General features: G+C 67.8%; 21 protein-coding genes. 8 read left to right on the top strand and 13 right to left on the bottom strand.

Annotation, left to right across the window (positions count from 1 at the left end; genetic code table 11):
* Positions 1–86 precede the first annotated feature (86 nt).
* From BLV49_RS01740 to BLV49_RS01725, 4 genes are all read right to left on the bottom strand, one after another.
* Positions 87–1,553 (bottom strand): alpha-amylase, encoded by a 1,467-nt coding sequence (locus BLV49_RS01740; RefSeq protein ID WP_091179221.1) that lies wholly within the window; start codon positions 1,551–1,553, stop codon positions 87–89.
* A 76-nt stretch (positions 1,554–1,629) separates the two neighbouring features.
* Positions 1,630–1,923 carry an MGMT family protein gene (locus tag BLV49_RS01735; RefSeq protein WP_091179219.1) on the bottom strand — a complete coding sequence of 98 codons (294 nt, stop codon included), beginning with the start codon at positions 1,921–1,923 and terminating at the stop codon, positions 1,630–1,632.
* Positions 1,924–1,939: 16 nt separating this feature from the next.
* The gene (locus tag BLV49_RS01730; RefSeq protein WP_091179217.1) at positions 1,940–2,392 is read right to left on the bottom strand and encodes a GNAT family N-acetyltransferase; all 453 of its coding nucleotides are present in this window, start codon (positions 2,390–2,392) and stop codon (positions 1,940–1,942) included.
* 62 nt (positions 2,393–2,454) lie between these two features.
* Positions 2,455–2,880, bottom strand: a complete 426-nt coding sequence (locus BLV49_RS01725) for a hypothetical protein (protein ID WP_091179216.1) — start codon at positions 2,878–2,880, stop codon at positions 2,455–2,457.
* Positions 2,881–3,000: 120 nt separating this feature from the next.
* Between BLV49_RS01725 and nagZ the strand changes: the two genes are divergently transcribed.
* Together nagZ and nagB are read left to right on the top strand one after the other, a co-directional pair.
* Positions 3,001–4,515, top strand: coding sequence for a beta-N-acetylhexosaminidase (gene nagZ / locus BLV49_RS01720; protein ID WP_091179213.1), 1,515 nt, complete (start codon positions 3,001–3,003; stop codon positions 4,513–4,515).
* Positions 4,508–5,287, top strand: coding sequence for a glucosamine-6-phosphate deaminase (gene nagB, locus BLV49_RS01715; protein WP_091179211.1), 780 nt, complete (start codon positions 4,508–4,510; stop codon positions 5,285–5,287). The genes nagZ and nagB overlap by 8 nt, the downstream gene beginning before the upstream one ends.
* Positions 5,288–5,291: 4 nt before the next feature.
* On the opposite strand, the gene BLV49_RS01710 is transcribed toward nagB, so the two are convergent.
* Both BLV49_RS01710 and tatA read right to left on the bottom strand, forming a co-directional pair.
* Positions 5,292–5,888: a DnaJ family domain-containing protein gene (locus BLV49_RS01710; protein WP_245723499.1), complete on the bottom strand. Its 597-nt coding sequence runs from the start codon at positions 5,886–5,888 to the stop codon at positions 5,292–5,294.
* 111 nt (positions 5,889–5,999) lie between these two features.
* Positions 6,000–6,212 (bottom strand): twin-arginine translocase TatA/TatE family subunit, encoded by a 213-nt coding sequence (gene tatA, locus BLV49_RS01705; RefSeq protein WP_091179206.1) that lies wholly within the window; start codon positions 6,210–6,212, stop codon positions 6,000–6,002.
* A gap of 95 nt (positions 6,213–6,307) precedes the next feature.
* Here tatA and BLV49_RS01700 point away from each other — a divergent pair, with 95 nt between their 5' ends.
* Positions 6,308–7,882, top strand: a complete 1,575-nt coding sequence (locus BLV49_RS01700) for an alpha-amylase family glycosyl hydrolase (protein ID WP_176980689.1) — start codon at positions 6,308–6,310, stop codon at positions 7,880–7,882.
* Positions 7,879–8,814 carry an LLM class flavin-dependent oxidoreductase gene (locus BLV49_RS01695; RefSeq protein ID WP_091179202.1) on the top strand — a complete coding sequence of 312 codons (936 nt, stop codon included), beginning with the start codon at positions 7,879–7,881 and terminating at the stop codon, positions 8,812–8,814. Before BLV49_RS01700 ends, BLV49_RS01695 begins: the two co-directional genes overlap by 4 nt.
* Here BLV49_RS01695 and BLV49_RS01690 read toward each other — a convergent pair.
* From BLV49_RS01690 to BLV49_RS01675, 4 genes are read right to left on the bottom strand one after another with little or no spacing between them, the layout of a single operon-like run.
* On the bottom strand, positions 8,811–10,166 hold the full coding sequence (locus BLV49_RS01690; protein WP_091179200.1) for an FAD-binding oxidoreductase: 1,356 nt from the start codon (positions 10,164–10,166) through the stop codon (positions 8,811–8,813). The two genes, BLV49_RS01695 and BLV49_RS01690, sit on opposite strands and share 4 nt — an antisense overlap.
* Before the next feature lies 1 nt (position 10,167).
* The gene (locus BLV49_RS01685; protein ID WP_091179198.1) at positions 10,168–10,521 is read right to left on the bottom strand and encodes a YrdB family protein; all 354 of its coding nucleotides are present in this window, start codon (positions 10,519–10,521) and stop codon (positions 10,168–10,170) included.
* A gap of 42 nt (positions 10,522–10,563) precedes the next feature.
* A complete protein-coding gene (locus BLV49_RS01680) occupies positions 10,564–11,265 on the bottom strand; it encodes a response regulator (protein ID WP_091179196.1) in 702 nt (233 codons plus the stop codon).
* Entirely contained in the window at positions 11,255–12,937 is a 1,683-nt protein-coding gene (locus BLV49_RS01675) for an ATP-binding protein (protein WP_091179194.1), read from the bottom strand. The genes BLV49_RS01680 and BLV49_RS01675 overlap by 11 nt, the downstream gene beginning before the upstream one ends.
* Before the next feature lie 138 nt (positions 12,938–13,075).
* On the opposite strand from BLV49_RS01675, the gene BLV49_RS01670 reads away from it, so the two are divergent.
* Together BLV49_RS01670 and BLV49_RS01665 are read left to right on the top strand one after the other, a co-directional pair.
* Positions 13,076–14,443, top strand: a complete 1,368-nt coding sequence (locus BLV49_RS01670; RefSeq protein ID WP_091179193.1) for a cation:dicarboxylate symporter family transporter — start codon at positions 13,076–13,078, stop codon at positions 14,441–14,443.
* A 191-nt stretch (positions 14,444–14,634) separates the two neighbouring features.
* The gene (locus tag BLV49_RS01665) at positions 14,635–15,744 is read left to right on the top strand and encodes a YihY/virulence factor BrkB family protein (RefSeq protein ID WP_091179191.1); all 1,110 of its coding nucleotides are present in this window, start codon (positions 14,635–14,637) and stop codon (positions 15,742–15,744) included.
* An 18-nt stretch (positions 15,745–15,762) separates the two neighbouring features.
* Here BLV49_RS01665 and BLV49_RS01660 read toward each other — a convergent pair whose 3' ends face one another.
* Together BLV49_RS01660 and BLV49_RS01655 are read right to left on the bottom strand one after the other, a co-directional pair.
* A complete protein-coding gene (locus BLV49_RS01660; RefSeq protein ID WP_091179189.1) occupies positions 15,763–16,932 on the bottom strand; it encodes a MalY/PatB family protein in 1,170 nt (389 codons plus the stop codon).
* A 10-nt stretch (positions 16,933–16,942) separates the two neighbouring features.
* Complete coding sequence (locus BLV49_RS01655; RefSeq protein WP_091179187.1) at positions 16,943–17,653, bottom strand: helix-turn-helix transcriptional regulator; 711 nt, start codon at positions 17,651–17,653, stop codon at positions 16,943–16,945.
* Between the two features lie 152 nt (positions 17,654–17,805).
* Between BLV49_RS01655 and BLV49_RS01650 the strand changes: the two genes are divergently transcribed.
* Complete coding sequence (locus BLV49_RS01650; protein ID WP_091179185.1) at positions 17,806–19,245, top strand: APC family permease; 1,440 nt, start codon at positions 17,806–17,808, stop codon at positions 19,243–19,245.
* Positions 19,246–19,281: 36 nt separating this feature from the next.
* Positions 19,282–19,632: a carboxymuconolactone decarboxylase family protein gene (locus BLV49_RS01645; RefSeq protein ID WP_091179183.1), complete on the top strand. Its 351-nt coding sequence runs from the start codon at positions 19,282–19,284 to the stop codon at positions 19,630–19,632.
* A 57-nt stretch (positions 19,633–19,689) separates the two neighbouring features.
* Here the strand turns inward: BLV49_RS01645 and purU are convergent, their stop codons facing one another.
* Positions 19,690–20,577 carry a formyltetrahydrofolate deformylase gene (gene purU / locus BLV49_RS01640; RefSeq protein ID WP_091179181.1) on the bottom strand — a complete coding sequence of 296 codons (888 nt, stop codon included), beginning with the start codon at positions 20,575–20,577 and terminating at the stop codon, positions 19,690–19,692.
* Positions 20,578–20,654 lie beyond the last annotated feature (77 nt).

Here is a 20,654-nt window from a genome sequence, read left to right as displayed (position 1 = left end):
TGAAAGTCCCTCATGGCGTCACCCTAGAGCCGGCAGCAAAAATTGTCACGGGCGAGTGATCGCCTGGAAGGACCCGATCGGGAGGGTCAGGCCCGTGCGCCGACGTGAATCGCGACGGCTGACATGGGATGGAGCACAAGGGTCGTGCGCCCCTCGGCGTCAACCGTCACGGTCTCCGCGCTGCAGCCGCTTGTCGTCGTCGCGTGAGCGCCGCCCGTGATGACGTCGCAGTAGTCCCCGGCCGGGAGGCCGGTGTCGAGGGTCGTTGTGATCGGCTCGGCTCCCGCGTTGAGTGCAACGAAGCCGAGGTCGCCGCGGGCCCAGGCGGCGGCGTCGCCCTCGCTCCACTCGCGTGTAACCGGAGCGTCGCCGACCGCGTTGTGGAAGCTGACCATTCCCGCGATGCCCGGCCAGCGGTGCTGGCACACCCAGTCGCCGTCCGCGAACGCCGTTTCGGAGCCGACGTCGTCGGCGCACGTCGCCGGCAGCACATTCCCGGCCGCGTCCTGGGCGGGGCCGGCGTCGCGGTCGGTGAAGGCGTAGCCAGAGTGCAGCTGCACGGTGCCGTAGCCGACGCCGAGCGTGAGCACGTTCGCGAGCAGATACTCGGCGCCGTCGGCGTAGCTCAGCGTCTCGCCGTTGCGCTCAGTGTCGTGGTTGTCGACGAAGACGACGGCGTCGTGAGCGGGCAGGTAGCCCCAGTCCTCGCCGAGCCCCGTCGCCTGCCCGACGGTCGCCGACTCGATCATTCCCTTCACGTCGCGTCCCCAGCCGAACTCGAGAACGCGCCCGTTCGCCGTGTAGTCCTCAGGCTGGATCGGCTCGCCCGCGCCGCGAATCACCTCTTGCTCGACGAACGTGCCCTCGGGGAGCCGGTCCACGATCGCGGCGATGTCATCGGCGGGGATGTGCTTGGCCGCATCGATGCGGAAACCGTCGACGCCCAGCGCGAGCAGATCGTCGAGGTAGGCGACGATCGCGTCCTGCACGTGCGGCTTCTCGGTGGCGAGGTCGGCGAGGTTCACCAGCTCGCAGTTCTGCACTTCGAACGCGTCGTCGTAGACGCTGATGTCATCGCCCGGCGTTATGCCGCAGTGGTGGAAGTCGTCCCCCGTGTAGAGGTCCGGATAGTCGTAGTGCGTGTAGCGGCTGCCGGCGAAACCCGTGCCCGGCTCGTCCTGCCCTGACATGTGATTGATGACGGCGTCGGCGATGACCTTCACGCCGGCCTCGTGGCACGTGCCGACCATCGCCGCGAACTCGTCGCGTGTGCCGAGGCGCGAGTCGACGGCGTAGCTCACGGGCTGGTAGCTCGTCCACCACGCGGTGCCCGTGATGTGCTCGTTCGGCGGACTTGTCAGTACCCAGCCGTACCCGGCGGGGCCCAGGAACGACGTGCACTCGGCGGCGAGCGAGCTCCACGGCCACTGGAACATCTGCACGCCCACATCGCGCGCGTTCGCCGGCCGCGGCCCGGGGGAGCAGGCGGCGAGGGCGATTGCGGCGACGGTGGCGAGGGCGATCGCCATAACGCGGCGCAGCACGCGCGGCATCCATCGTCTCGAGTGTTCCATCTCGCCCCTCACCGCATTGTGTAAACGCTTGCAGGTAGTGAGTGTAGCGGACGCGTCAGCGCACGAAGGCCTCGCGCGTGAGCTTGTAGCCAGAACCGGATGCCGCAACCGGCGTGCCCTCGGCATCGTAATGCTCGCGGGCCGTGTTCTCGTGGCAGGTCGGCGGCTTGCCGGAAGCCTGCACGACGCGCCACCACGGGACGGTGCTGCCGTACAGCGACATGACCCGGCCGACGCCCCGTGCCGAGCGCGAACCGATGCTCGCCGCCACTTGGCCGTAGCTCATGACCCTGCCCGGCGGGATGTCGTCGACGACAGCGAGCACCGCCTCGACGAAGTCCTCGTTCACGACGCCCCGACGCCGCTCAGAAGTCGAGGCGGCCGATAACCTCGCCGTACTCGGTCTCGTCGACCGGCTTGAAGCCGACGGCGAGGAAGAACTTCTCCGGTCCCACGTCGCCGGGCTCGTAGATGACGTTGAGGTGGTCGAAGCCGCGCTTGCGGGCCTCCGCGCCGAGCGACTCGACGGCGAACTTGCCGACACCGCGCCGCTGCGCTTCCGCGTCGACGTTGATGCGCCACAGCACGCTCTTGAAGACGTCTTGCATCGCATCGTGGTCGAAGTTGCCCTGGATGAAGCCCACGACGTCGTCGCCGTCGAGGACGACGCGCTGCCAGGTGGTCGCCGGGTTGCTCACAGCCGCGGCCACCGAGTACGAGACGGGAGCGACGAATTGCTCTTGTCCTGGCTTGAGCGAGAGGGCGTTCACCGCCACGATGGTCGACGCCGACAGTTCCACCACTCGCAAATCACCCATGGCAACAGGCTAGTCGGAACCGCTCGTGACCGGAAGCCTATGACGCCCCAGCCCGCTCGTGCTCACGAGTTGCAGACCTGAACGACCTTGCTCTCGGCGTTCTCCGCCGCAGTGAGGCTGTCGCTGAGCTGCTCCGAGTCGACGTCGTCCGAACCCTCGACTGTCGCGTCGGCGGCAGCGGCGAACTGCGCGTTGAAGGTCTTGAGCGCGCTCGTCATGCCGTCGGCCTTCGCCCTGACCTCGTCATGGCTGATCTTCGACACCGAGGATTCGAAATCGCCCACCGCTGAGTCGAGGTCGGTCTTCGCCGTGGCCGGGTCCTCGAGCAGCGACCCGCTCGAGGTCGAGATCGCCGTCACGAGCGCCTGATCGGCGTCGCTGAAGACGGCGCAGGCCTCGGCCTTGCTCTGCCCTCCCGCACACCCGGTGAGGGCCGCAGCGAGCACAGCGCTCGCCGCAATCGTGATCGTTCCGCGCGTGCGCGCCATTCTGCCCCCTCGGTAGCCTCAGCAGAGGGTAACAACCTCACCTGCGCGACGGGCGCCGGATTCCATCAGGAGAGAACCGCGCGTTTGTCAAAGCCCGATTTGTACGGTGTACTAACAAACATGGATCGCGAGCACATCGACGTCGCGGCGACGCTGCTGCCCGGATTCGCCGGGACCGTACTGCCGGACTGGCTCGCGGAACGGCTGCGGCACGGACTTGCCGGGGTGTGCCTGTTCGGACCGAACATCGTCGAGCCGGCCCAGCTGAGGCGGCTCACGGACGCGATCCGGGAAGCGAATCCGCGCGCGCTCATCGCAATCGACGAAGAGGGCGGCGACGTCACCCGATTGCACTACGCGAGCGGCTCTCCGTATCCCGGTAACGCCGTGCTCGGTCGCATCGACGACGAGACGACGACACGCCAGGTCGCGACCGCCGTCGCGGCCGAGCTCGCACGTGCCGGTTGCAACCTCGACTTCGCCCCGAGCATCGACGTCAATTCCAACCCCGCCAATCCCGTCATCGGCGTCCGCAGCTTCGGCGCCCCGCCTGAGCTCGTCGCCCAGCACGGGGTCTGGTGGATCGAGGGCCTGCAGCCCGGCGGTGTCGCCGCGTGCGCCAAGCATTTCCCCGGTCACGGCGACACGGCGGAGGACTCGCACCTCGCCCTTCCGACCGTCGACGTTGACGAGGCGACGCTCGAGGCCCGAGAGCTTGTCCCGTTCGAGGCCGCGATCCGCGCGGGCGTCGCCGCGATCATGACGAGCCACATCATGCTGCCGCAGCTCGAGCCTGATCATCCCGCGACGATGTCGTCCACGATCCTGCAGCAGCTGCTGCGCACGCGGCTCGGCTTTGACGGGCTCATCGTCAGCGACGCCCTCGACATGGCCGGCGCGAGCGCCGCGATCGGCATGGCGGAGGCCGCCGTGCGCGCGCTCTCCGCAGGCGTCGACCTGCTGTGCCTTGGCACGAACACCGCCGCCGAGCAGCTCGACGAGATCGAGGCGGCCGTTCGTTCGGCGATCGCCGTCGGGCGCTTGAGCGCCGAACGCGTGTCGGATGCCGCCACGCGGACGCTCGCGCTCGCCGACCGCTACCCCGTCCTTCCCGCGGCGGAGGACGGAACCTCTCCCGCCGGCGAGGTTGTCGACCTGGATCGCGTGCGCGAGAGCTTCACCGTCGACGTCCCCGCCGAGGTGCTGGCCGCGTACGCGCGACCCGGAGCCATCGTGCGCCTTGAGGCGACCGTGAACATCGCCGTCGGCACGGCCCCGTGGGGGCCCTTCGCCGACCACGACGCCTGGCCCGACGTTCCGGTCATCGGCGTGCCGATCGATGACGCGGCTCCGCTCAGCGACGACGAGCGCACGCGGCTTCTCGAGGCGGTGTCCCGCGCCGCAGGCGGCCGAGCGGTGCTCGTGATCGGGAAGAGCAACGACCGCTACCCGCGCGCTCGCGCCGTGATCGACGCGCTGCGCGCGGACAGCCCCGACACGCTCGTCGTCGACATGGGCTGGCCCTCACCCGACTCATCGACCGCCGACATCGCGACCTTCGGCGCCTCCCGGCTCGTCGGCCGCGCGCTCATCGCCCTGCTCACCGCCCACACACCCAAGGAGAACCGTGGCTGAAGTCATCATCGTCGACAGCGCCGACCAGGCAGGCGAACTCATCGCCAGCGAGATCATTGCGGTGATCACGGCCAAACCCGACGCTGTGCTCGGCCTCGCGACCGGCTCGACGCCGCTTCCCGTCTACCGGGCTCTCGCCGCCCGCCGAGACGAGGTCGACCTCTCGCGGGTGTCAGCGTTCGCCCTCGACGAGTACGTGGGCCTGCCCGTCTCGCATCCGGAGAGCTACCGCTCCGTCATCACGCGCGACGTCGTCGAGCCCCTCGGCCTCGACCCGCGTCGCGTGCACGTGCCGAACGGGAGCCTCGACACGATCCAGCATGCGGGCGCCGACTACGAGGCCGCGATCGAAGCAGCCGGCGGCGTGGACCTGCAGATCCTCGGCATCGGCACCGACGGGCACATCGGCTTCAACGAACCCGGCTCGTCGTTCGCCTCCCGCACCCGCGTGAAGACCCTCACGATGCAGACCCGGCGCGACAACGCGCGCTTCTTCGACTCGATCGACGACGTTCCCATGCACTGCATCACGCAGGGCCTCGGCACGATCAGCCGGGCACGGCATCTCGTGCTGCTCGCGTTCGGCGAGGGCAAGGCGCACGCCGTCGCGGGAGCCGTCGAGGGCCCGCTCACCGCTTCGCTTCCCGGCTCGGCGCTGCAGCTGCACGAGCGAGCGACAGTGCTCGTCGACGAGGCGGCCGCTTCCCAGCTGCAGAACGCCAACTACTACCGGCACGCGTACGCGAACAAGCCGTCCTGGCAGGGTCTGTAGGAGCTCAGGTTCGCCGTTTGAACCATCGGCGCCGACGAGGGGCGGATGCCGCGGCGGCGGCTTCTTCAGCGGCGCGCTGACGCGCGGCCTCACGGGCGCGCGCCGCGCGCCGCTCGCGCCATCCGACGAGCTCGTTCTCGACATCGCGAGTGGGAGTGATGACGGGCGGTCCGCCCATCAGTTGACGGCGCGCTTCGATGACGCGTCGGTTGAAGTCCTCGACATGCGCGCGCACGTCGGCTTCTCGCGTGATCGCGTCGAGGGTCTCGTGGAACTGCTCGTGCTCGACGCGCAAGCGCAGGGCGGGCGGTCCGAGCCCCGTGAGGTGCTCGGTCTCGATCTTGCGCCGGATCCACCAGTCCGGGTCATGGCTGCCGCCGATGTTGGGCAGCGGCTTGCCCGCTCCGGGAAGGTTGTCGAAGGCGCCGGCGCGCCTGGCCTGCTCGAGGGAATGCTCGACGAACGCCGCCCGGCGTTCCGCAGTGAAGGTGGGCTTCTCCTGCTCGACGCCGTCGTCGGGGTTCTCGCCGCGCGCTATCGCCTCCTGCCGGCGGGCCTGGTCGGCGCGATACTGTGCGGCGGCCTCACGGGGATCCTTCACGCTCGCACCTCCTGCCCCGATGGTAATACGCGGGTTCGGGCGTGCACAGAGCGCGCATGCCGCCCCTCGGTGAACGAAGGGCGGCATGCGCGCGCGGTTCTGCGGCTGCGGCTAAGCGGCATCCGATCGTGTCGTCGGCGCGGCCGGCTCGGCTGTGGCCGTGTTCTCCGCGGGGTCGTCGGTGACGTCGCGGATCTCCTTCTTGAAGATCTTGGCCGACTGGCCGACGCTGCGCGCGAGGGCCGGCAGCTTGGGCGCGCCGAACAGCAGCAGGATGATGAACAGGATGATGACGAAGTGCCATCCGGTGAGGTTGGCGAGCATGAGGACCTCCGTGTCTGGCGCTCGGAACGACGATTGCCTCAAGCATAGGCGCAACCCCTTGAGAAGTCGGCACGTGCGCCGGAATCATGGGCCGCATGGGACGGCTCAGAGACGGATCGAGCGGGTTCATCTACGGCGTCGACGTTCCGCGGTTTCGTGACGCGGACGGCGACGGTTTCGGAGATCTGCGAGGCGTGGCGGAGCGCATCCCGTACATCGCCTCGCTCGGTGCCGAATGGGTGTGGCTGCTGCCGTTCTATCTGAGTGAGCGACGCGACAACGGCTACGACGTCACCGACCACACCGAGGTCGATCCGCGGCTCGGCACGCTCGACGACTTCGACGCCCTCGTGGGGCGGGCGCACCGCTATGGGCTCAAGATCATGCTCGACCTCGTCGTGCAGCACACGTCCGACAGGCACCCCTGGTTTCTCGCCTCGCGACGCCATGACGAGCGCTATCACGACTACTACATCTGGTCGGATGTTCCCGTGCACGAGGACGGCGACGCCACGATCTTCCCCGGAGAGGAGGACGGCGTGTGGCAGGAGGATCCTGTGACTCGCCAGTTCTACCATCACCGCTTCTACAGCTCGGAGCCCGACCTCAACGCGGGCAGTCCTGCGGTGCGCGAGGAGATCATCGGCATCGCGATGTTCTGGGCGCGGCGCGGGGCCGACGGGTTCCGCATCGACGCCGCCCCGCACGTGCACACGGCCGTCGCTGGGCATCCCGGAGCCCCGTTCTCGTTCTACGACGAGCTGCGTGTGGCGCTCGACGAGGTCAACGCCGACGTCGAGCTCATGGCCGAGGTCGACGCCCACCCGCGGCAGATGAACGACTACCTCACAGGACGCCGCGTCGATGCGATCCTCGGCTTCACCTGGAACAACGCGGCGTACCTCGCTCTCGCCCGCGACGAGCCCGGCCCGCTCGCCGGCGCGAGCGGATCGATCGCCGAGCACACGGATGCCCGCCGCTGGGTGACGTTCATACGCAACGCCGACGAGCTCGACCTCGAGCAGCTGACGGATGCCGAGAGGCAGGAGGTGTTCGAGCGCTTTGCGCCCGAGGGGCGCATGCAACTGTATGGGCGCGGCATCCGTCGCGGCTGGGCGCCGATGCTCGGGCGCGAGAACCGCTACCGGATGAGCCTGAGCCTGCTGTTCGCCGCCCCGGGGACGCCGCTGCTGATGCACGGGCAGGAGCTCGGCATGGGCGACGACCTCGGCGTCGACGGGCGCAGCTCCGTTCGGCTCGCGATGCAGTGGACGAGCGGACACCTCGGCGGGTTCAGCGAGGCGTCGACGAGCGGCATGATGCTGCCGGCGCAGGCGAGCAGCGAGTTCGGCTACGCCAACGTGAGCGTCGCGGAAGAGGAGTCGCACGCGGACTCGATTCTGAACACCGTGCGCGAGCTCGCTCGCGTGCGCGCAGCGCGCGTCGCGCACGGCGACGACGTGAACGTGCGCGCGGAGGGCCCGCTGCTCGTGACGGAGACGACGAACAGCCGGTCGCTGCACAACTTCCGGGACGAGCCCGAGCGCGTGCCGGGCGGCGTGCCGTCGGCGGCATCCGTCTCCCGCATCCCGCGGGAGGCAGGCGGGGAGACCGGCGATGAGCTCGCCGGATACGGCTATGTGTTCTGGACGACGGAGGAGGAGCGATGATCATCGGATACCACGCATCGCACGAGCAGTTCGGGCCGCGAGAGCTTCTCGAGCTCGCGCTCGAGGCGGAGGATGCGGGCTTCGACGCGGTGTCGAGCTCGGATCACATCGCGCCGTGGGACGTGAAGCGGGAGAACGTGTGCGCGGCCGCGTGGCCGTGGCTCGGCGCGGTGCTCGAGCGCACGCGGCTCTCGGCGACGGTCGTGACGACGCCCGGCTACCGGTATCCCGTTCCCGTGCTCGCGCAGATGATCGCGACGCTCGCGGAGCTCAGTCCGGGCAGGTTCCGTGTGGCGCTCGGCAGCGGTGAGGCGCTCAACGAACGCTCGAGCACCGAGCGGTGGCCCGACAAGGACGAGCGCGATGCACGGCTGCGGGCGGCGGCGACGGAGATATCGACACTGCTTGAGACGGGGCGAACGAGCGAGAACCGGCTGTACCTGCGGCCCGAGGTGCCGCCCGAGGTCGCTGTCGCCGCGGTCACGGCGTACACCGCGGGCTCGGTTTCGACGTGGTGGCGCTCACTCGTCACGATCGCGGACACGCCGCCCGCAACGCAAGAGCGCATCGACGCGTTTCGCTCCGGCGCGGGCGAGGGCGCCCGCATCGCGCTCAAGGCGCAGTGCTCGTTCGCCTCCACCCGGGAGCACGCGGAACGCGAGGCGGTCGCGCAGTGGCGCAACCCCATGCTGCCGCCCGAGAAGCTCGCGGAACTGCCGACGCCCGAGGCCTTCGCCGCTGCCGGCGAGCAGGTCTCGCGGGACACCGTGATCGAGAAGATCCGGCCGATCAGCAGCGATCGCGAGCTCGGCGACTGGCTCGACGAGCTCGCCGCGTTCGACGTGGCGGAGATCACACTGCACAACGTCTCGGCGCACCAGCGGGAGTTCGTGCAGGCGCTCGGGCGTCTCGGCCTGGACCGCTGGCGTTAGAAGACCTTGCCGGGGTTAAGGATGCCGTCGGGGTCGAAGACCCGCTTGATCTCGCGCTGCAGCTCGAGCTGATCCGCGCCGAGCTCGTGGCCGAGCCAGCGCTTCTTCAGCAGGCCGATGCCGTGCTCGCCCGTGAGCGTTCCGCCGAGTCGCAGCGCGGCCTGGAACACTTCGCCGGCCGCCTCCCATATCTCGTCGGGAACGTCGGCGCCCTCGAAGATGAAGTTCGGGTGCAGATTGCCGTCGCCCGCGTGCGCGAGCGTGGGAATCGTCAGGCCGTACTTGCGCTCGACCTCGGCGATCGCGTCGAACATGTCGGGCAGCCGCGTGCGCGGAACGGAGACGTCCTCGATGAGCGTCGTGCCCATGGCGGCGAGCGACGGATGCGCAGCGCGTCGTGCGGCGAGCAGCGCTTCGGCTTCGGCGCGGTCAGTGGTCAGCTCCGCATCGCCGCCGAGTTCGGTGATGATCTCGAGCGCGCGGCGGGCCTCGTCGGCTGCGGCCGGGCCGTCGAACTGCACGGCCAGGTGCGCCGTGCCGCGCGTGGAGAGGCTGCTGCCGACGTAGGCGTCGATCGCGTTCAGCGTGGGCTGGTCGATGAGTTCCATGATCGCGGGCTGCAGGCCGGCCGCCGTGATCGCCGCTGATGCCGCCGCGGCATCCCGAACCCCGGGGTAGAACGACGCGATCGTCGCGACGGCGCCCTCGACGGCGCGGCGGATGCGCACCGTCGCCTCGACGATGACGCCGAGCAGGCCCTCAGAGCCGACCATGAGCGCCGTGAGGTCGAAGCCCGTGACGCCCTTGACACTGCGGTGGCCGAGGGTCAGCAGCCGCCCGTCCGCGAGCACGACCTTGAGACCGAGCACGGCGTCGCGCGTGACGCCGTACTTCGCGCACAGCAGGCCTCCCGCGTTCGTCGCGATGTTCCCGCCCACGCTTGAGATCGCCTTCGAGGCGGGGTCGGGCGCGAACCACAGCCCGCGCTCGCCGAGGATCTCATTGAGGCGGCCGTTCAGGATGCCGGGCTGCACGACGGCGAGCAGGTCGGCCTCGTTGATCTCGAGCACCTGGTCCATCGCCATGGTGGAGAGCACGATCTCGCCGGCGCTGCCGATCGCGCCGCCCGCGAGCCCCGTTCCTGCGCCGCGCGTCACGACCGGCGTGCGCGTCTGGCTGGCGATGCGCATCGTCGCCTGCACGTCCTCGATACTCCGGGCCTCGACGACCGCGAGCGGGGGAGCGTCGGAGCGGTGCCCCGATTCGTCGACTTGAGCGGATGCCAGTCTGGCGGCATCCGTCGTCACCGCGTCGCCGAGCGCTTCCTTGAGCAGGGCGAGTGCATTCGTCATGTCAGCCGATTTCCCGTCGTCCGTTGATGATTCCGCTCACGATAGCGATGATCGCGAACACGACAGCCACGATCGGCTGGCCCATGTCCCACCAGGCGAAGACCGCGGTTCCCATGACGGCGATCTCGACGATCGCCTTTCCGAACACGTCCATCTGGAACACGGCCTTGGGGGAGCGGAACAGCCCCCAGAGCACGATCGCGATGACGGGCGCGCCGATGCCGACTACGATGTTCCACGGGAAGGGGAACTGCACGAATCCCCAGATTCCGAGGCTGATGATGGCGAAGATCTCCAGCAGGAAGCGGATGACATCGTTGACCGTGACGCGGACGGGAGCGGGGGTTGAAGTCACCCTGCAAGTCTATGCGGGGCAGAACTCGTCCGCCTTCGGCCATCACACCCAGCGGTACTCGTACTCGGGTCGGCCGGGGGTGCCGTGCCGGGGCGCCTTCACCGCCTGCTTCTGCTGCGCGAGGTACTCGAGGTAGCGGCGCACCGTCACGCGCGACAGATCGAGCCGCGCGCCGACCTCGGTCGCTGACAGCGCGGTCCCCGCGGCGCGAAGTTCCGCGGACACGGCGGCGAGCGTCTCGTCAAGCAGCCCCTTGGGCAGCCGGCCCGGGCTCACGGTGCGCAGAGCGCCGAGCGCGCTGTCTATCGACGCTTGCGTGGCGAGCGGCCCGGTCTCGGTGAGTCCAAGCCGGAATCCGCGATGGTTCTCGAGCTTCTCCCGGAACACCGCGAACGTGAACGGCTTGATGAGGTACTGCGTGACGCCGGCCGAGATCGCGTTGCGCACAACGTCGAGGTCGCGGACCGCCGTTATCGCCATGATGTCGACGGTGTAGCCTCGCCGCCGGATGCGGCGGGCGACGTCAAGCCCGTGCAGGTCGGTGAGGGTCATGTCGAGAAGGATCAGGTCGATCGGCTCCTCACGCTCGGCCGCCTTCTTGAGCAGATCGAGCGCCGCCGCGCCCGTCGGCGCGATTCCCGCAACGACGAAGCCCTGCACGCGCTGCACGTAATCGGCGTGCGCTTGGGCGGTGAGCGGCTCGTCGTCGACGACGAGAACGCGCAGGTCTCGTTCACCGCTCATCGTCTGTGCTCCCTGCTCGAGCGACGAGGGGAATCGTGACCGTGAAGATCGCGCCGCCGTCGGAGTCCGCCTCGAGCGTGCCGCCGAGTCGCGACACGGCCTGCCGCACCAGAGCGAGGCCGAGTCCGTGGCCGCCGAGAGCGGCATCCGCCGTCTTCGTCGTTCCGCCCAGACGGAGGATGTCATCGATGCTCGTCTCGTCGAGGCCCGGTCCGGAGTCGGCTATCGAGATCACGAGCACTTCGCCGGCCGCGGAGAAGTCGGCCCAGACGGTCCGCTCCGCGGAGCCCGCGGCGGCGTCGAAGGCGTTGTCGAGAAGATTGCCGGTCACGGTCACCAGGTCGAGGGCGTCGAGAGCGTTCTTCGGCAACGATCCTTGGGCGGAGATGACGAGGCGGATGCCGCGCTCGTGGGCTTGCGCGGCCTTTCCCACGAGCAGCGCGGTGACGAACGGCTCGTCCAGCGCCTGGACGAACTCGTCGGTCAGGCGCTGCGACCCCTGCTCGTCCCGGACGGCGAGGTCGAGCGCCTCCCGCTCACGGCCGAGTTCGATCAGCGTCGCGACGGTGTGCATGCGGTTCGCGTGCTCGTGAGTCTGAGCTCGGAGCGCCTCGGACAGCGACCTCATCGACTCCAGTTCCCCCGTCAGCGCCTGGATCTCGGTGCGGTCGCGCAGCGTCGTGACGGTGCCGAGCGACTGCGCGGCGCGGCGGCCACGCGAGAATCGCACTCCGCGCCCCTCCGGCTGCGCCGCTCGCTGCTGGTTCACGACCAGGATGCGGTCGCGCGTCACGTGCAGCTCGTCCTCGACGACGCGACCGGACGCGAAGAGCGCGCGCAGCGAGGCGGGCAGGTCGAGTGAATCGACGGTCGTTGTCTCGCTCTCGCCCGTCGGCGGCAAGCCCAGAAGCGCGGCGGCCTGGTCGTTATAGAGGACGAGGCGTCCCGTGCCGTCGACGAGGACGAGCCCCTCCCGCAGCGAGTGCAGCGCGGAGTCGTAGTACACGAACAGACGTCGCAGCTGCTCGGGGCCGTAGCCGAGCGTGACGCGCCGAAGGTAGCGGCTCACGAGCCACGCGCCGAGGCCGCCGAGAGCGATCGCGGCAAGGGCGACGATGAGGATCTGGGGAAGCGCCGCCGCTTGAGCGACGGACAGGGTCTCGACAGTCACGCCGACCGCGACCATCGCCGTGATGCCGCCCGTGTCATCGAAGATGGGGGCGATGGCGCGCACCGAGGGCCCGAGCGTGCCGGTGTACTGCTCGACCTGGCTCCTGCCGTCGAGCGCAGCGGCAATGCTGCCGATGTACGGCTTCCCCAGCTCTTTCGGGTTGGGGTGCGTGTAGCGAGTGCGGTCGCGATCCATGATCGTGATGAAGTCCGCCCGCGCGCTCTTCATCACGCGAAGGGCGTATGGCTGCAGTCGTGCGGTCGGGTCGGCATCCTGAACCGAATCGATGACGAACGGGTCGTTCGCGAGGGTCTCGGCGAGGCTCAGCATGCGCGTTCCCGTCGCATCGCGCACCATCGCCGTCGTCTTGACGTACGACGTGATGCTGAGCGCCGCGCAGATGATCAGGACAAGGAGGATCTGCGCGAGAAACAGGCGCGCCGCAAGCGAGAGACCGCCCACCGCGGGGCGCGCTTCTGCGACAGCGCTGCGAGTTCCCATCCGGCTTCTCCTCGTGATCGTCATCTAGCTTCGCACCTCGCGCCGGTCATTCCACGACCGTTATGTACGCAATCGTGACAGCGCCGCAGCTCGCGAGAACCATGGGCAGGTATCACGAACCAGACCATAGGAGTTGACATGGCAATGACGCCTGAAACACGTGTGCCCCGCAAGAAGGATCGCACGCACTGGCTCTACATCGCGGTGATCGCCGCCGTCGTGCTCGGTGCCGCTATCGGACTGATCGCCCCCGAGGCGGGCATCGCGCTCAAGCCGCTCGGCACGGCGTTCGTCGCGCTCATCAAGATGATCATCGCGCCGATCATCTTCTGCACCATCGTGCTCGGTGTCGGCTCGGTCGCCAAGGCGGCGACGGTCGGCAAAGTCGGCGGACTCGCACTCATCTACTTCCTCGTCATGGCGACGTTCGCCCTGGTCATCGGACTCGTCGTGGGCAACCTCGTCCACCCGGGAAGCGGTCTCGACCTGAAGCCCTACGATGCCGCGGCCGGCGGCAGCTCCGGTGGCGCCGTCGACTTCCTGCTGTCGTTGATCCCCGGTGACATTCCCGTGCTGCCCACGCTGGTTCTGGCGCTGCTTGTCGGCTTCGCCCTGCAGTCGATGGGCAAGGCCGGAGAACCGGTGCTCACCGGCATCCGCCACATTCAGGCGGTCGTCTTCAAGCTCATGATGATGATCATGTGGGCTGCCCCGATCGGCGCGTTCGGAGCCATCGCGGCGGTCGTGGGGGCCACGGGCTGGGCGGCCATCGGCTCGATGGCGATCCTTATGGGGGCGTTCTACCTCACGTGCGCGGTGTTCATCGTCGTCGTGCTCGGCGGCATCCTGAAGCTCGTCACGGGCCTCAACATCTTCGCCCTCATTAAGTACCTGGCGCGCGAGTACCTGCTGATCTTCTCGACGTCGTCGTCAGAGTCCGCGCTGCCTCGGCTCATCGCGAAGATGGAGCACACCGGCGTCTCGAAGGCCGTGGTCGGCATCACGGTTCCGACCGGATACTCGTTCAACCTCGACGGCACGGCGATCTACCTCACGATGGCGTCGCTGTTCGTGTCGTCGGCGATGGGCATGCCCATGAACCTGGGCGAACAGGTGTCGCTGCTCATCTTCATGATCATCGCGTCGAAGGGCGCCGCGGGTGTCACGGGGGCCGGCCTTGCGACTCTCGCCGCCGGGCTTCAGTCGCATCGTCCGGAGCTGCTCGACGGCATGGGTGTGATCGTCGGCATCGACAAGTTCATGTCGGAGTGCCGCGCGCTGACGAACTTCACGGGCAACGCTGTCGCGACCCTGCTGATCGGGAAGTGGACGCACGAGATCGACGTCACGCGCGCTCGCGCCGTGCTCGCCGGCGACCTGCCGTTCGACGAGTCCTCGCTCGACTACGACGTGCATGCCTCGACATCATCGGATGCCGCGCTCGAATCAAGTGACGCGGCTCCGTCGGAGCGTCCGACCGTCGCAGAAGCTGTGCCGACTCGCTGACCGGTCCCGCCCGAGCGCACGATCGTTCGCCGTCATCGCGGTGAACCGATCGTGCGCTCTCGCGTTCTCGGCCCTTCCCTCACGGACCGGGCAATATAGCCCGCGCACGTTCGATAGTCGAGGTCTGGCGTCGTGTCGCCTTCCGAAGCGAAAGTAGGGGAAGCCGCAGACAAGTTGCGCTGGAGGGGATCATGTCGGGAAACCTGGAGCAGTCGTCGTCGCGCAAAGCGACCACGACAAGCACGAGCAAGGAACAGCACGCGCCTGCGCCCGATGACGCTCGCAAGCCGCAGACGCCTCCGCAAGTGTCGAAGCCGTCATGGAAATACGTGGCCAAGCGCGCCCTTGCCGAGTTCTCCCGTGACCGCTGCACGACTCTGGCGGCCGCACTGACCTACTACAGCGTCCTCGCGATCTTTCCCGGCCTCTTGGCGGTGCTGTCCCTCGTGGGCCTCTTCGGCCAGGCGAAGCAGACGACGGAGCTCATCCTCCAGGTGCTCGGGCAAGTGGCGGACAAGGAAGTCGTTCAAGTGCTGAAACAGCCGATCGGGCAGCTCGCCAGCACCAACGCCGCGGGGTTCGCTCTTGTCTTCGGTCTCCTCGGCGCGATCTGGTCGGCCTCCGGCTACGTGAGCGCCTTCTCGCAGGCGATGAACACCGTCTACGAGATCGACGAGGGCCGCCCGTTCTGGAAGCTGCGCCCGGTCGTGCTGCTGCTGACCGTGATTCTCCTCATCATCGCCGCGATCATCGTGATGCTGCTCATCATCTCCGGCCCGATTGCCCAGGCGATCGGCCAGACCATCGGACTGGGAAGCGTCGCGCTCACGGTGTGGAACATCGCAAAATGGCCGGTCATCGCGATCCTCGCCGTGATCGCGCTCGCGATTCTGTACTACGGCAGCCCGAACGTGAAGCAGCCGAAGTTCCGCTGGATGAGCATGGGCGCGTTCGTCGCGCTCATCATCATGGTCATCGCTTCGCTCGGCTTCTTCTTCTACGTGGCGAACTTCGGGCACTACCAGAAGACCTACGGGAGCATCGCGGGCGTCATCGTAATGCTGCTGTGGCTCTGGATCGTGAACCTCTCGCTCCTGTTCGGCGCCGAGTTCGACGCGGAGATGGAGCGTGCACGCGAACTGCAGGCGGGCATCGAAGCGGAGGAGAGCATTCAGCTTCCACCTCGCGACGACCGCAAGAGCAAGAAGATGCAGGAGAAGGAGGCGAAGACGATCAAGGAAGGCCGCGACCTGCGTCGCCGTTCCGTGCGAAACCGCGAGGAGAGCTCCGGCCGGGGCTGATACCCGACCGGCCCCGCGCTACGCTGCCTGCCGTTCCAGCGCCGCCGCCATGCGCACGATCGCCTCGCGCATCACGGGTCGGGGCATCGCGAAGATGAATCGCGCGCTGCCGACGCCCGCGACACCGCACGCGCTGCCGTCGGTGAGGCCGACGCCCGCGTGCTCGCGGAAGTGCTCGCCGGGGTTCTCGATTCCCGTGTCGCGGAAGTCCAGCCAGCCCACGTAGGTGCCCTGCGGCATCGACACGCGCACACCGGGCAAGTGCTGCTCGACGAGCGAGACCAGCTCGCGTCGGTTGCCGTCCAGGTAATCGACGACGCCGTCGAGCCACGGCTGCCCCTCGCGATACGCGACGGTGTTCGCGATCGCGCCGAGGTTCGAGGCTCCGTGACCGATCCACATGCCGATCTCGTCGAGCACCGCCTGATCCGCGTCATTGCTGACGATGAGCTGCGCGCACTTCAGGCCCGGCAGATTCCACGCCTTCGACGCGGACACTCCCGTGATCGTGTGCCCGGCCGCCACGTCGGAGACCGTCGCGTACGAGACGAGCTCGCTGCCCGGATAGACGAGCGGCGCCCAGATCTCGTCGGAGAAGACGCGGCCGCCGTTGCGATCGACGACCTCGCTGACCCCGGCGAGCTCCTCGCGCGTGAAGACGCGGCCGAGGGGGTTATACGGGTTGCACAGGATGAGCACGTCGCCGCCGTCATCGTAGGCGCGCTGGATCACGTCGAGGTCGAAGCGCCACACGCCATCGTCGTTCAGCATCGGCACCTCGATGACCTCACGGCCGAGCGTCGGCGGAACGAAGAGGAACGGCATGTACGAGGGCGTCGGCACGATGACCTTCGAGCCGGGCTTCGAGAAGTGCTCGATCGTGACTTCGAGCGCCTTGATCACGTCGGGAACGGGGAAGACCTGCTTCGCGGTGATTTCCCAGCCCTGCTTGTCGCGCAGCCGCTCGGCGGTCGCCTGCTTGAGCTCGTCGCCCATCGCCGGCGGCATGTACCCGAACACTCCCGCGTCGACAGCCTCGTGCAATGCGGTGCTGATCACGGGGGCGACGCCGAAGTCCATCTCGGCGACGAACGCGCCAATCGGGACATCGGGGTCTGTCCACTTGAGCCCGCCGGACGCGCGGAGCACGTCGAGCGTCTTTGCATCGATCTCGTCAGCGAATGTCATTGCTGTCTCCTCAGGAGTGGGACGTGGCGGCCGAGGGTTCGTCCTCGTCGCCGATTTGGTTGAGATAGTTGTAGATCGTGAACCGCGTCACGTCGAGTTCGCCGGCGATGAGCTCGACGGCATCCTTCAACATGAACAGGCCGCGCGACTTGAGATCGCGCACGACCTCCACTTTGTGTCGCTTCTGCATGAGGTCCACGGGAATGCCCGTGGCGGTGATCGCCTGCCGGATCAGGTGCGCGGCCAGTTCATCGACGTCGTGCACGAACATCTCGGGGCTGCTCTTCTCCGACACCGCCCGCACCGCCGGCTCAATCGTTCCAGCGGCCGACGCGCCGAGCATCCCGCCCGCGATGTGCTGGATCTGCTCCCACACCGTCATGTCCGCGTTGACGCACAACGCCGCAACCGGGTTGCCGCTCACATCCTTGATGATCATCGTCGAGGAGCGCAGCCGGCGCCCGTCCGGCAGACACGTCTCGTAGCCCAGACGGTTCTCGAAACGACCGGATGCCGCTTGCTCAAGCAGCAGGTCGGTCGCCGGATCGCCGATCGAGCGGCCCGTGACGGTGCCGCTGATCGCGACGATCGAGTTCGGCAGCTTGCTCAGGTCATGCAGCGTGACTTCGCAGTTCGCCGGCATGGTGTGCCCGAGCGGCTCGACAAGTGCAGCGAAGACGGCGATGAGTCGCTCGCCATCGATGCTCGGGGTGATCGTCATCGGCCATCTCCTTTGATTGAAGCAAACGTAGAACAAACTAACTCCGAGTTGCAAGCTTCAAAAATCTGTTGACAGATTCAACAAGAGCCTCTAGCGTTTCCACAACCTCAATTGGTGCCTCCCCACGGAGCAAGCCGGAAGGATTGACAAAGATGTCAACCACCACGTCAACGGAACAGCTGAATCAGGACAATCTCAAACGAACGATCAGTACGCCGGCCGCGGTCGGCGTCGCGTTCAACCAGATCGTCGGTGGCGGCATCGTCTCGCTTACCGGCGTCGCCATCGCCCTCACCGGCGGCGGCGTGAGCATCGCCTTCGTCCTCGCCGTCGTCTCGATCCTCATCGTGTCGATGCCGTATGCGGCGATCGGCTCGGCCATGCCGGCCACGGGAGGCGTCTACACCTACTCGACGCGGCTCATTCACCCGATCGCCGGCTACGCCGCGCTCGTCGTGAACTTCCTCGCGCAAGCGAGTCTCGGCCTCTACGGCGTCGCGGCGGGACAGTACATGCACAGCCTCAACGAGTGGTTCGACCCGACACTCACGGCCGTCGTGCTCATCGTCGCGTTCTACTTCGCGAACCTCATGGGAGCTGTCATCGGCGCGCGCGTCGGGCTTGTCATGTCGGCGCTCATGCTCCTCGGCTTCGGCCTGTTCATCGTGCTCGGTCTCGGCGGCGTCGACTGGGTCGCCTATCCGCCCATGCTGCCGAACGGCTTCTCGAACCTGATCCAGGCCGCCGCGCTGCTCACCTTCGCTACCGGAGGCGCCACCGTTGTCGTCGAGCTCGGCGGCGAAATGAAGAACCCCGGCCGCGCGGTGCCGATCTCGCTCATCGGCGGAACCGTGCTCGCGGGAATCATGTACGTGTTCATCGCGATCGTCGCGGCGGGCATTCTGCCGATCGAGCAGGTGGCGAACCAGCCGCTCAGCCTCGTCGCCGCCGAATTCCTGCCGCCGGCCGCGTGGGCGTTCTTCATCCTCGGCGGCGCGATGATGGCCGTGATCAGCACGATGAACTCGCAGCTGCTGACGGGATCGAAGAGCCTGCTCGCGGCGATCGACGACGGCTGGTTCCCGAAGCGCCTCGGTCACGTGAACAAGAAGTTCGGCACTCCGCACTACTTGCTCACGATCCTGCTCGTCGTCGGGCTCGCCCCCGTCGTCGCCAACGTGCCCCTCGACGTGCTCGCGAGCGCCGTCTCCGGCATCGCCCAGCTGATCTTCGTCTTCGTGCTGATCGCGTCGCTCCGGCTTCGATCGGTTCGGCCCGACCTGCACAAGGCCGCGATCTTCAAGCTGCCGGCTGGCGTGCACTGGGGGCTCGCACTCGTCGGCATCGGCGTCTGCTGCTACCAGTCCTGGCTGCTGATCTCGTCCGGCGTCTCGACGCAGATGCTCATCGTGCTTGGCTGCGTCGCCGTGGTCGCAACCGTATGGGGCGTCATCCGCTACCCGCATGTTCGCCGGGTCCTGCGGGCACGCGACGAGGCGCAGCGCGCCGCGAGCGGACTGCACGACCTGCCCTCGTCTCGCCTCTCGGCGCACGACGTCGAGCGCGAATCCATCATCGACTTCGAACCCTGAACCGAAGACTCAACCGGAAAGAAGGAATCACTCGCCATGACGTCGACCGAGACCGTGCACTATCACGATGCAAACGACAAGTCATTCGCCCGCCACTTGCGGAAGGGAGCTCCCGAGGCCTTCGCGAAGCTGCTCGAATTCGACGACGCGGCATTGCGCAGCGAGTCGAAGGTCATTCCGCGCAAGTACACGGAGCTGATGGCACTCGCCGTCGCGCTGACCACGCAGTGCGTGTACTGCATCGAGGCGCACACGAAGGCGGCGAAATCCGTGGGGGCGACACAGGAGGAGGTCGCCGAGACCGTGCTCACCGCCGCGGCGTTGCGGGCGGGCGGCGGCGTCGCCCACGGCTTCCTCGCCATGAAGTTCTTCGACGGAGAGGACTGACGGCGTAAACGCAATCGGCGGCGCACCGGCTTTCACCGGTGCGCCGCCGCCGTGCGACTACTTGAAGATGATCGTGCGGGCTCCGTCGAGAAGCACGCGATTCTCAGCGAACCACTTCACGGCCTGCGTGAGCGTGCGGCTCTCCTCGTCCTGGCCGATCGCCACGAGCTGCTGCGGCGACTGCGAGTGATCCACGCGCACGACGTTCTGCTCGATGATCGGCCCCTCGTCGAGGTCACTCGTGACGAAGTGTGCGGTAGCGCCGATCAGCTTGACGCCGCGGGCGTGTGCCTGACGGTAGGGGTTCGCGCCCTTGAAGCCGGGGAGAAAGGAATGGTGGATGTTTATCGCCCGGCCCTCGAGCGCGTCGCACAGCTCGGGGGAGAGGATCTGCATGTAGCGGGCGAGAACGACGAGCTCGATGTCGTGCTCGTCGACGATATCGAGGATGTGCTTCTCGAACGCCGCCTTGCTGGCAGCATCAACGATCGGGCGTGACTCGAAGGGCACGCCGTAGAACTCCGCGAGCGAGCGCAGGTTGCCGTGGTTCGCGAGCACGAGCGGGATCTCGATCGGCAGGTGCCCGGCGCGCTGCCGGAACAGCAGGTCGTTGAGGCAGTGCGCTGCAGTGGAGCCGAGCACGAGGGTGCGCACGTGCCGGCCGACGATGTCGACCTTCCACGTCATGCCGAACTTCTCGGCGACGGGCGAGAGCGCTGCCTCGAACTCCTCCCGCGTCGCGGGGGACTGCACTTGCAGACGCATGAAGAAGCGGTCGGTGTCGACGCTCGCGAACTGCTGGCTCTCGGTGATGTTCCCGTTCGCGGCGACGATCGCGCCGCTCACGTCGTGCACGATGCCGGGCTTGTCCGGGCACACGAACGTGAGCACCCAGTGGTTGTGGTGTTCGAGCGGGGTCTCGGCAAACGATGAAGCGGAAGTCACCCCCTTAGATTAGCCATTCCTCGGTGATCGGGGCCCGACATGGCTCAGCGCCGCGCGGGAGGCACACCCACGCGGCG

Source organism: Paramicrobacterium humi, assembly GCF_900105715.1.
GTDB classification, from domain to species: Bacteria; Actinomycetota; Actinomycetes; order Actinomycetales; family Microbacteriaceae; genus Paramicrobacterium; species Paramicrobacterium humi.
The sequence above is the reverse complement of the archived record's forward strand: the minus strand, read 5'-3'. Positions and strand labels throughout refer to the sequence as shown.

Excerpts from the sequence above, each read along its gene's own strand:
- BLV49_RS01740 (WP_091179221.1), bottom strand. The coding sequence starts at position 1,553 with ATGCCGCGCGTGCTGCGCCGCGTTATGGCGATCGCCCTCGCCACCGTC.
- BLV49_RS01650 (WP_091179185.1), top strand. The coding sequence starts at position 17,806 with ATGTCAACCACCACGTCAACGGAACAGCTGAATCAGGACAATCTCAAA.
- BLV49_RS01645 (WP_091179183.1), top strand. The coding sequence starts at position 19,282 with ATGACGTCGACCGAGACCGTGCACTATCACGATGCAAACGACAAGTCA.
- BLV49_RS01665 (WP_091179191.1), top strand. The coding sequence starts at position 14,635 with ATGTCGGGAAACCTGGAGCAGTCGTCGTCGCGCAAAGCGACCACGACA.
- BLV49_RS01700 (WP_176980689.1), top strand. The coding sequence starts at position 6,308 with ATGGGACGGCTCAGAGACGGATCGAGCGGGTTCATCTACGGCGTCGAC.
- BLV49_RS01695 (WP_091179202.1), top strand. The coding sequence starts at position 7,879 with ATGATCATCGGATACCACGCATCGCACGAGCAGTTCGGGCCGCGAGAG.
- BLV49_RS01725 (WP_091179216.1), bottom strand. The coding sequence starts at position 2,880 with ATGGCGCGCACGCGCGGAACGATCACGATTGCGGCGAGCGCTGTGCTC.
- BLV49_RS01675 (WP_091179194.1), bottom strand. The coding sequence starts at position 12,937 with ATGGGAACTCGCAGCGCTGTCGCAGAAGCGCGCCCCGCGGTGGGCGGT.
- BLV49_RS01680 (WP_091179196.1), bottom strand. The coding sequence starts at position 11,265 with ATGAGCGGTGAACGAGACCTGCGCGTTCTCGTCGTCGACGACGAGCCG.
- BLV49_RS01690 (WP_091179200.1), bottom strand. The coding sequence starts at position 10,166 with ATGACGAATGCACTCGCCCTGCTCAAGGAAGCGCTCGGCGACGCGGTG.
- BLV49_RS01730 (WP_091179217.1), bottom strand. The coding sequence starts at position 2,392 with ATGGGTGATTTGCGAGTGGTGGAACTGTCGGCGTCGACCATCGTGGCG.
- BLV49_RS01655 (WP_091179187.1), bottom strand. The coding sequence starts at position 17,653 with ATGACGATCACCCCGAGCATCGATGGCGAGCGACTCATCGCCGTCTTC.
- BLV49_RS01670 (WP_091179193.1), top strand. The coding sequence starts at position 13,076 with ATGGCAATGACGCCTGAAACACGTGTGCCCCGCAAGAAGGATCGCACG.
- tatA (WP_091179206.1), bottom strand. The coding sequence starts at position 6,212 with ATGCTCGCCAACCTCACCGGATGGCACTTCGTCATCATCCTGTTCATC.
- nagZ (WP_091179213.1), top strand. The coding sequence starts at position 3,001 with ATGGATCGCGAGCACATCGACGTCGCGGCGACGCTGCTGCCCGGATTC.
- BLV49_RS01660 (WP_091179189.1), bottom strand. The coding sequence starts at position 16,932 with ATGACATTCGCTGACGAGATCGATGCAAAGACGCTCGACGTGCTCCGC.